Below are 14,480 nucleotides of genomic sequence, written 5' to 3' on the forward strand. Positions count from 1 at the left end.
AACCGTCATCACCCACTGCCCTTACCAGATCGATTACGCTTATTCTGATAATGGCAAAGAATATAAAGGCACTGACAGTCATGCTTTTGTTAAAATCTGCAAAGCGCACGGCATCGGCCAGAAATTCACTCAAGTCAATCGACCCCAAACCAACGGCAAAGCTGAACGTGTTATCCGCACCTTGATGCAGATGTGGCATGACAAGACCAACTTTAAAGACTCCATCGACCGGCAAATTCAACTCGGCCGCTTTATTAACTTTTATAACACTGTCAAACCACATAAAAGTTTGAATAACTCAACTCCTTATGAAATACTCCAACATTATTTCAATCAACCTCTCTGTAAACAACCCTGAGATTTCTTACAAATAAGGTAATTAAAAAAAGAGAGAATGAAAAGAATGAATTTCCTTCTTACTTTATTTTCTAATTTATTATAGTTAAATGGTTGATCAGGAGATGAAAACTATGCTGATGAATCGACGGAAATTTCCTGGTTTGAGTGGTGCCACTGCCCGGGTGGCAACCTGCTACCCCAATGTGACGCTGGACCAAACCTCTCTGTCCCAATCGCAGAAACTTGTTGCTGAAGTGCTAAAAGGCATGCAAGGGTTGCCACAGCAAAAAAATATGCTTTTGGGGTATCCAATCAATATGGCTACGCCGCCGGAGGAATTTTTCTCTTGGCGCAAGGAGTTATTTGCAGTTGGTCTTAATCAGTTTGGTTTTAACAACGTGGGTAGTCCCTATGCTCATAGCCACGTTCCTTTTAATAGCCATCTGTTTGAAAAAGAGCTGATAAACCGGTTCGGTGCAGTATATGGTTTTTCATCAGGTAATATCTGGGGCTTTCTCACCAACAGTGGTACTGATAGCAATATGCACGGACTGTATATGGGGCGCACGATTCTTAAAAACCAGACAGGAGAGATACCTAAAATATATTTCACGAGAGAAGCACATTACTCAATTCAGATTCTCACGGATTTGTTGAATCTGGAATGGGTAATAGTAGGCACTGATCGCGATGGCAGCATGGATATAGATGATCTGGAAAGGCAACTGAAAGCAAATCCCAATCACCCAGCTTTGGTAGTGGCAACGATTGGCACAACCTTCAAAGGTGCAATCGATTCCATAGATGGTATTCAAGCAAAACTTAAAGGTCGAACATCTTATCTTCACCTGGATGCAGCACTGTTTGGCGGTTATCTGCCTTATACCCAATTTGCGGCTGACCTGTTACATGAAATCCCTGATCAGGGAACGGAGAAAAAAGTAAAACGCTATGATTCTATCGCGGTTTCATGTCATAAATTTTTTGGATTTCCTTCACCAGCAGGCTTATTTATCACGACCAGGGAAAATTTTGAGATATTTCTTACCCAGTTTGGTCAGATTCATGACCCTGAATATATTCTGCAAATACCTGGAACGATTACTTGTTCGCGCGATGCAGTGAAACCTGCAGAGTTTTATTTCTTCAGTTCGGAATCAGCCTTTATCAAACATGCTGCTGATGCCGAAAGCATGCTGAATAATACTACCTATCTATTAAAGGAGATGATGACGCACTACAGTTATTTACAACCTGTGAGAGCCAATCGACAATCCAATACGATTTATTTCAGAAAACCAAGTGATAGCGTGGTCAATCGCTATAGTCTGGCAGTCATGGGAGTGGAGATCGATAGGGAACGTGTTCCTTATGTACACGTTGTCGTAATGCCCCATGCTAGCAAGGAAATTCTGGATCAATTTCTAACTGATCTGGGTAAAAAGGAGGGGTGATTTCTTTTCTCGATTACCGAATTAATGTGAAATCTTTTTGAAGTATATTAATGATATGTTGTCCGCAGCGACCGGTAGCAAAAAATCACGATCGGAATATCCAGAGAGGAAACGAAGATAAGTTAGCAAAATTTCCGGAAAGAATAGTTTTCAGGTTGTTTTTTAAAGTTTTTACGATTTATTTTATTGGTATTCTCAGACCAAATTCTAGGAGACTTTCAATATGTCGAAGTGCCTTCCATTAGCGCTTCTGGGTGATAAAAATAGCTTATCTGATCAGGCGCGTGCAGAAATTCAAAATCTTAGTGGCGCGCAACCCATAGCATTTTTGTTTCAAATATTGAGTGCTTGGGGAATCATCTTGGCAGCAATAACGCTAGCTGTTTATCTCGACAATATTTGGATGAATTTACTGGTTATGGTTATTGTTGCAACACGTTTTAGCATTCTCGCCCTGTTAGTGCATGAACAGGTACATTTCCTTGGGTTCCGAGGTCGATATGGAGATTTAATCGTGAATTTATTCGCAGCCTACCCATTAGGCATCACGGTAGAAGGCTATGCCAGAGTTCATTTGTCGCATCATAAATATTATTTCACAGAGAATGATCCGGATTTTCTACGTAAATCAGGTATTGATTGGGCATTTCCCATGTCTGCGGGACGGCTTATTAAGCTTTTAGCAAGTGATTTATTCAGCTTGAGTTTCATAAAATTACTTAAAGGCAAACGCCTAGATAATGCGCATATTTTTAAGCGACTTTATTCTCTTCCAAAATGGGTACGTCCTACTTTCTATATAGGAGCGGTGGCAGTATTGACTTATACAGAAATGTGGCAAGTTTTTTTAATATATTGGTTGCTACCTTTATTGACTATTTTTCCTATATTTGTACGTCTTTGGGCAATCAGCGAGCATATTTACAATTTGTCTGAGGCAAGTGTTATAGAGTCCTCGCCGCTGATCATATTAAGTTGGTGGGAAAAATTACTGCTGCCCAATCTTAATTTTACATTACATCCCTATCACCATTTTTATCCTGGGATTGCGTACTGTAATCTGCCAAAGGTTCATGCAATATTCCAACGGGAAAAGCTTGTTAATGAGAAAAATGTCTTCTATGGAATTTGGAAATACCTTAAATACCTTCAACGCTCTGAAGCAAGGAGTGAATCAAGGAATGAATAAGTGGTTATGCTGGCGCGAGATTATTTTGAGTATGCATAAATATAAGTGAGAAGCACATCGCTATCAAATCAAGGCGACAGGCGATGGCGTAAAGCGCGTAGATCCCTGGAGCGACTTTTAGTGAGAAAGTAACCAATCATCTTCCCTGCACATCGGCCGTCGAGAAAAATCCATTGTTGCATTTATGTGATTCCATGACGATAAGGGTTGAAAAATCGTTTAGTTGATTTGCTTGAGTACAGTGAGGGCTGAGCGAAGTCTTCCTTTAATGAATTCCTGGAAATCAGAATAAGCCTCGCCACAGATATGAATATTTCGGAGAGAAATTGAATCGGCAAGGCCAAAACTTGCAAGCGCAGCGATCGACTGGTCTACGAGTATCTCTGGTTTCCAGACATAACACCCAGCTTCGAAGGGCTCTTTGCCCCAGTCACGGATGCCGAAACAGGTAATGGCCTGTGCCTGTGCTTTCCGTTCTTTTGGGTCGATGCTGGCAGGGTGCGGAGTCAAATATTTCAGATATTGTTCGATGAGTCGTTCATCCTGATTGATTTCTGCTTTCTGATGAGATTTATTTTTAACAAAAAATTTCCAATAATTCATGGAAGGTGCATCTGCATAAACCATCACCATGCCCCGTTTTTCATCACCTTCTTCCCGATAATAGTAATGGAGCTCTCGGGCTGGAATGGATGAGATACGAGTTTGTGGTTTGGTTTTAGCGTTCCACCAAGGAGTTTTCGTAACAAAAAACACTTCATCAGTGGAACAGGTATGACCGCGTCAATGATACGTCTGATGGTTTCGGGGAAAAAGGGCAGGGGTTTTTTAAAGGGCTCTGCGGGATGGCCAGCACGAGATCACGGGTGCGTACTGTCATGCTTTGATGGTTACTTGTTTCCAGAGTCAGTCTCAGACAATTATTTTTATCGTGATGAATGGCAGTCAAACAATGATTCCCGTAGAGATGAATTGATGGATATTGAGGTGAGGATAATAATTTTACTAGCTCAGTGACCAGTGCCTCGGTTCCCTGTTTGATGCTGACCAGTTCGTCTTCAGGATGTAATTCTCTCAGTCAGAAATTGATCCACTCTGCGGCGGAAGGATTCTGATGGATCAGATGGTAGAATGTGCCATATTCGATGATTTTTTTCAATGCGTTGTGGCTCAGCACTTCGCTCAAGACATTCCAGAAGCCGGTTTGATAAAGCGGAATTCCATTAAAAGTAAATTCATTCCTGACTCGATGATAGAAGGCTTCATCCAGGCTGGCCCACCATTTCCAGTGCCGTGTGTCTCGCGGGTTGTTTAGATCACCGCTACTTTGTCGCAGAACCCGCAATATGCCCAGACTTAAAAGCTCAAGTGCATTAAATGGGTGTCCGTGGGAAATACGGCCTTCGTCTTTTTCCAGATCAAAAAAAGCTTCCAGATTAGTGGCCGGCATATAGGGCGGAAAATAGCACGTTGCCAGTTTTAATTCCTGGATAAGATCCATAAGAAGCGGCTGTCCTTTTTTCTCGAAGCGCATGGGACCAAATTCTGCCAGGAATCCATCCATTTCGACGGTTTCGATGCGTCCACCAAATCGGTCAGATTGTTCGAAGAGGGCTGTTTTATGTTCAGGTCCTTTCTGCTTATGTGGTTGATAACAAGAATAAAGACCAGTAATTCCTCCTCCGGCAATGACAGTATCCAGCTGCATAGAATCGCTCATCATTTTCTCCTTTTTTGGTGTGGTGATCAGATGGTGTTTCTACAGCATCATGCTATTCAAAAATTCCTCCTGTTTACTTTTGCGTCCAGGGTATCTAGTATATGACTTAAGCAAAAGAGAAAAAGCTTTAATCATAACGCTGACCTCGTAGAGGTTAATTGTTACTAAACTAACTTTACTTAACTTGAAGGGAAATATTATGTCTGTACTTGTCACACGTCCAGCACCTGATTTTACTAAACCAGCTGTCTTACCTAATGGCAGCTTTGATGAGAATTTTAATTTTCATACCCATATCCGTAACAAATACGCAGTTTTGTTTTTCTATCCGCTGGACTTTACCTTTGTCTGCCCCTCGGAAATCATTGCTCATTCCCACCGGGCGAAGGATTTCCAGCAACGTAATGTGGAAGTAATTGGTGTCTCAGTCGATTCTCACTTCACGCATTACGCCTGGCGTAATACTCCAGTTACCAAAGGTGGGCTCGGTCCAATCGATATTACACTGGTAGCTGATTTAGGCGGCGAAGTGATGAATGCCTATGGCGTCGCCCATCCCAATCATGTTGCGCTCCGCGGCTCTTTTCTGATCGATAGACAAGGTATTGTGCGTCACCAGGTAGTCAATGATCTGCCACTCGGACGTGATGTCGATGAAATGCTGCGCATGGTTGACGCCTTGCGCTTCCATGAAGAACATGGTGAAGTTTGCCCGGCTGGCTGGAAAAGCGGACAACCTGGCATGAAACCAAGCCCTGAAGGAGTAGCAGAATATCTCGCTAGCCACGGGGATAAATTGTAAATCCGAATCAACTGCTTCACGGTGGCTTTTTAATAGAGAGGTTGTGAAGAGATCGTAGCGAGCAGCTTAAGCGTAATGCGAACGGAACGCATAAGCGAGATAATGAGTCTCATGAGTTTGGATAAAACGAAATTTCGCTAAAACTCTGTTTTAGCGAAGTGCCATTCTCACAACTTCAGAGCTGAAAGGAGGAACACATGAGCTTAGATAAAGATAAAGCTGTCGCCTTATTGAATCAAATCATGGAACTCGAACTGGCCAGCGTGGTGCGTTATACTCACTACGCCTTGATGGTATACGGTTATAACCGTATACCCATCGTGGAGTGGTTAAATAAACAAGCTGACGAAGGATTGTTGCATGCGCGAAAGGCGGGTGAACTGGTCACCTTCTTGGGAGGACATCCCTCGCTTGTCATCGGTCCATTGCTGGAGACACATCTGCACGATACCAACGCTGCCTGTTCAATTCCAGTCAGCAATATCCTCCAGGAATCCCTTGCCAATGAAGCTGAGGCGCTCAAACTTTATTATCAATTGCTGGAATTGGCTCAGGGCAAGTCAGTAGTACTAGAGGATTATGCGCGCAACCAGATTATGGCTGAAGAGATGCATGCTGATGCAGTCAGAAAAATGCTGCGTCAACCCTGTGAAGTATAAATGTAAACACGATTTGTTAGCGTGAAACGCATGATCTCAATGAGATTGCCGAGATATTGTACTGGCGAGTCGCGTTGAGGTCGTGCCACTGTTAAAAAATCGGCATCGATCACGTCGGCATCGAAGGTTGGGATGATGTCAGCGAAACGTTTAATGTGACGCTCGAACTCGTCCGGCGAGGTTATACCAAAAAACAAATCGCCAAACTCTGGAGCGGAAATCTCCTGCGTGTTTTGGACGAAGTGCAGAAGGTGGCCAAACAGATGCAGGCCAAAGGTTTATGATGAACATGAAAATCCCGGTTTCAAAATTGTGGCTGTATTTGGTGCTCTGTCTTACTCCAGGTCTGTGCCGCGCACAGACGGAGATTTATCCGGCGCCGGTCGCGGGCGATTTTGTGATGCGGGATTTTAAGTTTCAAAGCGGCGAAATCTTGCCGGAATTGAAGGTGCACTACGTGATACTTGGAACTCCGACGAAAGATAAAGACGGGCGCGTGATGAATGCTGTCCTTGTCCTTCACGGCACGGGCGGCAGTCATCGGCAATTCCTTCGCGAGCAGTTTGCAGGTGTGCTTTTTAAAGAGAGTGGGCTGCTCGATGCTGAAAAGTATTTTATTATTATTCCCGACAATATCGGTCACGGCGCGTCGAGCAAACCGAGCGATGGGCTGCACGCTAAATTCCCGCACTACGGGTATCACGATATGGTGACAGCGCAATACCGCCTTTTGACGGAAGAATTGGGCGTCAACCATTTGCGGCTGGTCATGGGAACTTCGATGGGTGGTATGCATTCATGGATGTGGGGCGAGATGTATCCGGATTTTATGGACGCGCTGATGCCGCTAGCGAGTCTGCCGGTCGAGATTTCCGGGCGCAACCGGTTTTTTCGAAGAATGATTATCGACCCGATTCGCAACGACCCCGATTGGCAGAACGGCGAATATAAAACGCAACCTGTCAGAGGCTTGACGACAGCCATTTACACCTTGATTATGATGGGCAGTGCGCCGCTTTATATGCAAAGCCAGGCGCCGAGCAAAGACTCGGCCGATAAATTATTTGATGATTCGATAAAGGCACGGCTCGCCTCAACCGATGCCAACGATTTGCTTTATCAGGTTGATGCCTCGCGCGATTATAATCCGGCGCCCGGACTTGAAACCATTAAAGCGCCGCTGTTAGCCATTAATTCGGCGGACGATGCTGTTAATCCGCCCGAACTCGGGATCGTCGAACGGGAAATAAGGTGCGTCAAAAACGGGCGTTTCGTGCTCTTGCCGATTACGCAAGAAACCCGCGGGCATGGCACCCACACCCTGGCCGCCATTTGGCAAAACTACCTGGCGGAATTATTGATGGCCAGCGAGAAGAAAAACTAAACAAAGCAGAAAACGTTTGCCTAAGTACAAATTATCAGTGGTTTGGTCGAAAAAGGTAAAATCTAAAAACTGAGTTTCTTAGATTTTGGATTCCAGGAAATTCAGTATGTCTCAGTTTATCGCAGCATCATTATCCGGATACTAGTTAAGTTATTCAATAACGTTATGGCTAGCGCAGGGCGGGGTTCCTCAAAACCCAACTATCAATCAATTCGCAGAGTTCGTCAGGATGAGTGGCAGGCAGCCAGTGCTCGGAGTCGATCGTAGCAAATTCCACTTGCGGTAATCGCTGCAGCAGGCTTTGGGTGCGTTCCGGGTCGGTAATGCTGCGTCCACCTGACTGGATTACCAGGGCAGGGCAATGCACCTCAGCAATGGGCAAGGGTCGCATGATCTCGATCAGATTATTGAGGTACTGTGTCGTTGGGATCACCTTGAGGTCATGCTTGGGCTTGCCATAGTCTGCCAGCATTGTTTGCAGCTCGGCTGGGCTTGCTTCATGCACGCGGCGATCCAGTACCTGCAAGTCCAATGTATCAAGCCGGCGTCGATAGAGACCAAACCGGTTGAGTAGTTTGATTAGCGCCACGATAAGCCGTAGCACAGGTACAAACGGCCGCAATCGGGCCAGAATGCCGGTTACGGCTTCACGCGCCATGGGTTCGATCAGTACTAGGCCAGCGCACATGTCGGGGTAGCGCGCGGCGAAGTTGAGGGCGATGTTGGCACCGAGGCAATGGCCTGCAATAATTGCACGAGTTTGGTGCTCATGCCGCAGCAGACTAGCGATATCCTGGATCCAATCTTCGATACGTGCAGCGCCCCGCCAAATCGATTCACCATGGCCGCACAGATCTGGGCGTAGCAGCAGCCGGTCGGCAGTCAAGCGGCTGTGCTGAGTGAAATACCACCAGCGGGTAGAGTTACTGGCCGCACCGTGCAGCAGCACAAGCGGTATGTTAAGAGATGTAGCAGAGGGAGCGCTTTGTTCGTTTTGATCCGGTGCCCATCGCCGGTAGGTGAGTTTGGTACCATCTTTACCCTGGAAATGTAGTATTTTATCCATCTAGAGGCGTCCAGTTCTTTCCAAGCGGCGCTTGACCATGCGGTGGTAAAGTGAGGACAGCATGGGTCGAATTACTGGCAGGCCAATCAGCCAGGCGAGCGGTTTGAGTAAGGGTACCCGGGACATCAGCAAAATATAGGCATCCAGTTCAGAAACGATCCGTTGGTTTTCATCGCGCACATGCAGCTCGCTCAAGGCTTTGTGCGGATCGATGCCAATCTCGCGTAAATGATCGTCCTGCCCGGTGATATCAAACCAGCAGACATCTTCCCCCTCTTTTCCTGCCAGCTTTTCATAGTTTTGCCGATCCTTGACGCAACTTGGGCAGGCGCCATCGTAATAGACGGTGATTTTTTTCTTGTCTTCGCTCATTGCTAATTCCCTCGCTTAAAAGTCGTCATCACCGCTAAAATCATTGCCGCTCGCGTAGACCTGCCGAACTGCCAGAATGCGTGAATGTTGCTCTTCGACTGATTCAGGTCGAACGATATGATAATTTTACTGGAACGGTCTATTAGATAACCATGAAAAAATTTTGCAAGCAAAGAAATGCAGTTAAAGGTGCATAACCAGATTCAATTCTAAATCAAATCTGGCTTTGTCGGCTGCTTTAGGGAAAGCAGAAACGGACGGGATGCAGCCATCGAGAGTTTTTTTCATGGGACTTCCTTAGTTAATGCTTTCTAACACAATCAATTCTCGTGTTGCACGGGTCATGGCAACATAAAACAAACAAACTTCTTCTTCACTGTTCTTTCTTGCATCAGCTTGCATGTTTGCAGCTGGAATAGCGACCAGTGGGAATTCCAGTCCCTTACTGCTATGGAAAGTTAATAGTTTGATAGTATCCTGCTTCCCACTAAATTCAATATCTTTTTTCCAGCTAAAGGGAATGCCTCTGGTAGTAAGAGCATCTCTGATAATCTTGCCTACTGGATCCCAGTGACGATAAAGAATCGCCATATCCTTCCAGGGCATGCCATCTTTATGGGCAGCTTTTAATTGCTCAGTGATGTATCTAACCTGCTCCTGAAGACTCGGTAATTTGATCAACAAAGGCTCAGGTCCTTTGCGTCCGGCAGAAATCGGCATTAAACGCGGTGCACTGTCTTCGTCAGCTTCGGTAGGGGTGAGCAATTGTCCGGCAAATTGACCAGCAAATTGAAGAATTTCCTGGGTATTGCGGTAATTGATTTTGAGAATAGTGGTTCGTCCTTGTGCCTGGATGCCAATACTCTTAAAGCTGAAGTTGCGCTTTTCTGCAGCGTGGTAAATAGACTGAGCATCATCATAGAGAATTAGCAGCGAATTCGTGCGTGGATCAACCATCTGGACTATTAGTTTGAGCCATTCCGGACGAAAATCATGGCCTTCGTCGATCAACACTGCTTCGTATTGCCCGGAAGGAATAAGTTTATTATCCACTGCGCGGATAATTTGATTCACCATGTCATCCCAATAGCCATCGCGTTTGATATCACCTGCAGGTAAACCAATGTTATAAGCTGTGAGTTGTCGATGACACCAGGCATGAAAGGTGAGTACATTAACTTTGCCAGCGATTTCTTTTTGCTGAATCCAGTATTCGAGTCGTTTAGCGAGTACCTTGTTGTAACAAAGAATCAAAATCGGCTTAGAGCAAATCTGGCTAAGATATTTTGCGCGATAGCCAAGTATGAGTGTTTTGCCAGAACCCGCCACACCATGGATGATCCGATGGCCTGCCCCGAGACTGCGTGCTAACTGTTCCTGCTGCAGATCCATGATTTGTAAAATACTCGGTAGTTCGGCAGCTGTCGTTTCAGTTTTATCAAATAGATCGCCTTGTTTTGCTGGTATCCGGATTTCAGGAAACATATGCCAGCGTATTCGATCGATCTGCGGCAGGCTAAGATTACCATAACCTCCTAGAGTAAACATGTCCCACAGATGTTTCTGGAACACTTCCATCTCCACCGATTCGACCATTTCATCCTGACAAATGATGCGACGAGGTTCCAATACTTCAGCCAAATCAGTGCTGTCAAACTGCTTGCGGCTGATATTGGCTAGCACTACTCCATATGACCAGGGGAAAAGCAGTTGACCTTGCATCCGACCACTGCTGAAAACTAATTGAGCATCCTTTTGAAGCATATTGGCCACTGCATGAGCATATTGACGGGCTTGCTCAAGGGGATTGCGCTTATGCACCAATCCTTCAGCCATCAGCAAAGTTACGTCCGTTTTGGTAATGGATTGGATGCTGGTCAGCTTCCAATCTTTGACTTCAAGAATCAGCAAGCCACGTTTAGGATGCAGCACGATAAAATCTGGATGTCTCATCGATTGACCGATGGGTACGTCATACCAGCATAAGTAATCATCCTCCAGTTTTGCTTCCAGGCGTTGGGCAAAACGTCTTTCACCGGCAGTCATGCGGGAAATGCAGGTCGAGTAGCTAGGAATTAAAGTAGTCATTTTTTATTTAAGAAAATTACAGATACCTTGTTAGCGTTTAGACAATTCCAATTTCCCAAGAAAAAATATTGTTTTAACTATCAGTAATTTGAATATTGCTGTCTAGACGATAACTGCTTCTTTCGCTGTTCGTTCAAAATTGGTGATATTCTAAAAGAGAAATTCTAATCTTAAAGATTTCCAGATTAAATCTCTTGCACAAGGAGTTCATTATGACTATTACTCTAAATCATACGATTGTGCCGTGCTTTGATAAGCAAGCATCCGCAGAGCTTTATTGCCGACTATTTGGCTTTGAGTATTTGGGTAAATTTTCCCATTTCATCGTGGCCCGTGTAAACGATACGCTGACTCTCGATTTTGATAGCAGGGAAAAATTTGAATCCCACCATTATGCGTTCAAGGTTTCCGAGCAGGAATTTGACGAAATCTTTGCGCGCTTGCAAGCGGAGAAGCTCAAATATGGAAGTGGCCCTACTGAGGCAGAGAATATGACGATCAATCATAATTATGGAGGGCGCGGAGTTTATTTCCGTGATCAGAATGGACATCTGCTGGAGCTGCTTACTGCAGATTATGAAATGCCTCCACAATAACCTAAATCTGGGTAAAGTCGTCGCTTCAGAGCGAGAATGAGCTGCTCAGTGTTCTTCGCTCATGCCATATTCGATAGGTGTTTTGACGAAAAAGATATTGATTCCTTCTTCGTGTAGTCGGGCAAATATGCGTGCGGCGTCAGCCTCACTTAGCGCCATCGTTACTTCGATAGGCTGATCACTCAGCTCAAAGAAATGTGCTGCATGCAGTTTGCGATCATGACCGTAACCTTGAGCTGCAGCAATTAATGTGGCACCTCTGATACCGAGTCTGCGCGCTTCCTGCAATAACCATTCACCCATGGGTAAGCCATCATGCTGGCGGGCCTGGTGGGTAAAGAAGGTCAATTGATAACCGTGCATAGCCTTTCTTCCTTGAATTTAGGCGCTCCTGAAGAGCGATATTGTTGCCAACCCGAGCATCGTCATCAGCAATGATCCTATCACATGCAGGCTGATTGCACCGGCTGCCAAGAGTAGTCGTTCCTGTTGAATGAGTGTGATAATTTCTGCCGAGAAGGTGGAGAAAGTAGTGAGTCCACCGAGGAAGCCGGTAATGATAAATAAACGCCACTGGGGTGCAAGCTCAGGATGATTGGCAAATAGGGCAATTGCTACACCGATTAAATAGCTGCCAACGAGATTAGCGATGAGCGTTCCTGGTGGAATAGCCGGAAATAGCGTATTGAGTGTGGTCCCAAGGAGCCATCGTAGGAGAGAGCCTAACGATGCGCCGATGCAAATGGCGAGTATAGAATGAAGCATAAACTTGTATGATTCCGGATAGTGGTTAATTTACTAAAGTTTGTAGCTGATATGTTATACAAAATTAAATTGATTGATTCAGTGCTTTAGCCAGCGTGATTTTATCTGTGTTATCCGCAAGCCAATAAGCTCACATTTTTGTTATCGATTATCCTCAAATGATTAATTTGTTGCGTGTCATCCGCGATCGCTGGCAGAAAGCCAGAATGGTGGTTACGTTTATTGCGCCCTACAAAAGGCAAGTCGCTTTCAGCCTGGTGGCACTATTATTTACTGCAACGATCACGCTTTCGATCGGGCAAGGCATCCGCTTGCTGATCGATCGTGGCTTGGCTACCCAATCGGTAGAACTGCTGACGCAATATATGATTATTTTTATTTTGCTCATTGTTGCGTTGGCTGTGGGTACCTTTACCCGCTTTTATTGGGTAACCTGGTTGGGTGAGCGCGTGGTGGCAGATATTCGCTGTAAGGTGTTCGATCATTTAATCAATTTGCATCCCGGTTTTTTCGAGAATAATCGTAGTCTTGAAATTCAATCGCGCCTGACTGCAGATATGACCTTGCTCCAATCCGTCATTGGTTCATCTGTTTCTGTTGCTTTGCGCAATCTTGTCATGTTGCTAGGAGGAGTGGTCTGGTTGTTTATAACCAATGCCAAGCTGACAGCACTGGTGTTGATCAGCGTGCCGTTGGTGGTGGCGCCTATTTTGGTGTTTGGGCGCAGGGTCCGGCATCTGTCCCGTCAAAGCCAGGACAGGATTGCGGCGGTAGGTGCTTATATCGGCGAGATTTTGGGACAGATAAAAACGGTGCAAGCCTACAATCATCAGGAGATCGATAAGAACAACTTTCATCGGCATGTGGAGGATGCTTTTGAAATAGCTAAGCAACGAACCATTCAGCGCGCTTTGTTGATCACCGTGGTGATCATTCTGGTGTTTGGCGCAGTGGGTCTGGTCCTTTGGGTTGGGGGAATGGATGTGATTGCAGGGCAGATTAGCGGAGGTGAATTGGCAGCATTTGTTTTTTACAGCGTTATCGTAGGTTCTGCGGTGGGTTCGATTTCGGAAGTTTTGGGAGAACTGCAACGTGCTGCGGGTGCTGCTGAACGCACCGTAGAATTGTTATCTGCTCCTAATCAGATCGTGTCACCGGTTAACCCGCAATCCTTGCCGACCGTGAAGGGTCATATCGAAATAGAGCAATTGTGTTTTGCTTACTCCTCCCGTCCTGATATGTTTGCCATCAATGAATTGTCACTGACTATTAAAGCAGGTGAGATGCTGGCGCTGGTCGGGCCATCGGGTGCAGGAAAATCGACTTTGTTTGATTTGCTGTTACGTTTTTATGATCCCCAATGCGGTTGCATAAGGTTGGAAGGAGTCGATATCCGGCAGTTGGAAATTACAGCCTTGCGGGCATGCTTTGCATTAGTGTCACAAAATCCGATCTTATTTTATGGCACTATCAGCGATAATCTTCGTTATGCTTGCCAGGATGCAACGGACGCAGAAGTGGAGGCTGCAGCCAAGGCAGCCTACGCGCATGAGTTTATCGTTGACCTGCCGCAAGGCTATCAAACACATTTGGGTGACGCAGGTTTAGGATTGTCAGGCGGACAGAAACAGCGAATTGCGATTGCCCGTGCCATTTTGGCCAATGCGCCGATTTTGTTGTTGGATGAAGCGACCAGTGCGTTGGATGCAGAAAGTGAATATTGGGTACAGCAAGCGCTATCACAGTTGATGGCACATCGTACCACGATAGCAATTGCACATCGCTTGAGCACTGTGAAATCAGCAGACAGGATCGCAGTTCTTAATCATGGACGTTTAGAAGCGCTAGGCACGCATGCGGAATTGATGTCAACCAGCAAACTTTATGCGCGATTGGCAGCGCTGCAGTTTGATATGCAATGAATGCGTGGTATCGCATTGAAAGCTAATTGAACGTGAGTTCGACATAAGAAAAGAAGTAAAAGGAATCTGAATTCCTTATGATGAAGCGAATTTGGAAAAGAGTTTCATCATTAGAGGAGTCAGA

16 protein-coding genes are annotated in these 14,480 nt (G+C 45.4%); 9 read left to right on the forward strand and 7 right to left on the reverse strand.

The window, feature by feature from the left end:
* From BLV54_RS12450 to BLV54_RS12460, 3 genes are all read left to right on the forward strand, one after another.
* Positions 1-358, forward strand: a 358-nt coding sequence (locus tag BLV54_RS12450) for an integrase core domain-containing protein (protein WP_143032511.1), incomplete at its 5' end; no start/stop codon positions are given.
* Positions 359-470: 112 nt separating this feature from the next.
* The gene (locus BLV54_RS12455) at positions 471-1,793 is read left to right on the forward strand and encodes a pyridoxal-dependent decarboxylase (RefSeq protein WP_090571978.1); all 1,323 of its coding nucleotides are present in this window, start codon (positions 471-473) and stop codon (positions 1,791-1,793) included.
* Between the two features lie 223 nt (positions 1,794-2,016).
* Positions 2,017-2,982: a fatty acid desaturase gene (locus tag BLV54_RS12460; protein ID WP_090571979.1), complete on the forward strand. Its 966-nt coding sequence runs from the start codon at positions 2,017-2,019 to the stop codon at positions 2,980-2,982.
* Positions 2,983-3,201: 219 nt separating this feature from the next.
* Here the strand turns inward: BLV54_RS12460 and BLV54_RS12465 are convergent, their stop codons facing one another.
* Positions 3,202-3,738, reverse strand: coding sequence for a flavin monoamine oxidase family protein (locus BLV54_RS12465; RefSeq protein ID WP_143032512.1), 537 nt, complete (start codon positions 3,736-3,738; stop codon positions 3,202-3,204).
* Positions 3,739-4,060: 322 nt separating this feature from the next.
* The gene (locus tag BLV54_RS12475; protein WP_090571982.1) at positions 4,061-4,705 is read right to left on the reverse strand and encodes an FAD-dependent oxidoreductase; all 645 of its coding nucleotides are present in this window, start codon (positions 4,703-4,705) and stop codon (positions 4,061-4,063) included.
* A 196-nt stretch (positions 4,706-4,901) separates the two neighbouring features.
* On the opposite strand from BLV54_RS12475, the gene BLV54_RS12480 reads away from it, so the two are divergent.
* From BLV54_RS12480 to BLV54_RS12495, 4 genes are all read left to right on the forward strand, one after another.
* Positions 4,902-5,504, forward strand: a complete 603-nt coding sequence (locus BLV54_RS12480) for a peroxiredoxin (protein ID WP_176969768.1) — start codon at positions 4,902-4,904, stop codon at positions 5,502-5,504.
* Positions 5,505-5,701: 197 nt separating this feature from the next.
* On the forward strand, positions 5,702-6,163 hold the full coding sequence (locus BLV54_RS12485) for a ferritin-like domain-containing protein (protein WP_090571983.1): 462 nt from the start codon (positions 5,702-5,704) through the stop codon (positions 6,161-6,163).
* A gap of 104 nt (positions 6,164-6,267) precedes the next feature.
* The gene (locus BLV54_RS17360; protein WP_371113302.1) at positions 6,268-6,447 is read left to right on the forward strand and encodes a membrane dipeptidase; all 180 of its coding nucleotides are present in this window, start codon (positions 6,268-6,270) and stop codon (positions 6,445-6,447) included.
* Positions 6,444-7,547 carry an alpha/beta fold hydrolase gene (locus BLV54_RS12495; RefSeq protein ID WP_218132394.1) on the forward strand — a complete coding sequence of 368 codons (1,104 nt, stop codon included), beginning with the start codon at positions 6,444-6,446 and terminating at the stop codon, positions 7,545-7,547. Before BLV54_RS17360 ends, BLV54_RS12495 begins: the two co-directional genes overlap by 4 nt.
* Positions 7,548-7,716: 169 nt before the next feature.
* On the opposite strand, the gene BLV54_RS12500 is transcribed toward BLV54_RS12495, so the two are convergent.
* The 3 genes from BLV54_RS12500 to BLV54_RS12510 form a co-directional block, all read right to left on the reverse strand.
* Positions 7,717-8,613 carry an alpha/beta fold hydrolase gene (locus BLV54_RS12500; RefSeq protein ID WP_090571985.1) on the reverse strand — a complete coding sequence of 299 codons (897 nt, stop codon included), beginning with the start codon at positions 8,611-8,613 and terminating at the stop codon, positions 7,717-7,719.
* Positions 8,614-8,985, reverse strand: a complete 372-nt coding sequence (locus tag BLV54_RS12505; protein ID WP_090571986.1) for a thiol-disulfide oxidoreductase DCC family protein — start codon at positions 8,983-8,985, stop codon at positions 8,614-8,616.
* 297 nt (positions 8,986-9,282) lie between these two features.
* Positions 9,283-11,073, reverse strand: coding sequence for a DEAD/DEAH box helicase (locus tag BLV54_RS12510; RefSeq protein WP_256329457.1), 1,791 nt, complete (start codon positions 11,071-11,073; stop codon positions 9,283-9,285).
* 212 nt (positions 11,074-11,285) lie between these two features.
* Here BLV54_RS12510 and BLV54_RS12515 point away from each other — a divergent pair, with 212 nt between their 5' ends.
* Positions 11,286-11,669, forward strand: a complete 384-nt coding sequence (locus BLV54_RS12515) for a VOC family protein (RefSeq protein WP_090571988.1) — start codon at positions 11,286-11,288, stop codon at positions 11,667-11,669.
* A 45-nt stretch (positions 11,670-11,714) separates the two neighbouring features.
* Here BLV54_RS12515 and BLV54_RS12520 read toward each other — a convergent pair whose 3' ends face one another.
* Both BLV54_RS12520 and crcB read right to left on the reverse strand, forming a co-directional pair.
* Positions 11,715-12,032 carry a DUF190 domain-containing protein gene (locus BLV54_RS12520; protein ID WP_090571989.1) on the reverse strand — a complete coding sequence of 106 codons (318 nt, stop codon included), beginning with the start codon at positions 12,030-12,032 and terminating at the stop codon, positions 11,715-11,717.
* Positions 12,033-12,050: 18 nt separating this feature from the next.
* On the reverse strand, positions 12,051-12,434 hold the full coding sequence (crcB, locus tag BLV54_RS12525; protein WP_090571990.1) for a fluoride efflux transporter CrcB: 384 nt from the start codon (positions 12,432-12,434) through the stop codon (positions 12,051-12,053).
* A 158-nt stretch (positions 12,435-12,592) separates the two neighbouring features.
* On the opposite strand from crcB, the gene BLV54_RS12530 reads away from it, so the two are divergent.
* Positions 12,593-14,356 carry an ABC transporter transmembrane domain-containing protein gene (locus BLV54_RS12530; RefSeq protein ID WP_090571991.1) on the forward strand — a complete coding sequence of 588 codons (1,764 nt, stop codon included), beginning with the start codon at positions 12,593-12,595 and terminating at the stop codon, positions 14,354-14,356.
* The last annotated feature ends 124 nt before the right edge of the window (positions 14,357-14,480 follow it).

Origin of the sequence: Nitrosomonas sp. Nm33, from assembly GCF_900107265.1 — a bacterium.
In the GTDB taxonomy this organism is placed as follows: Bacteria; Pseudomonadota; Gammaproteobacteria; order Burkholderiales; family Nitrosomonadaceae; genus Nitrosomonas.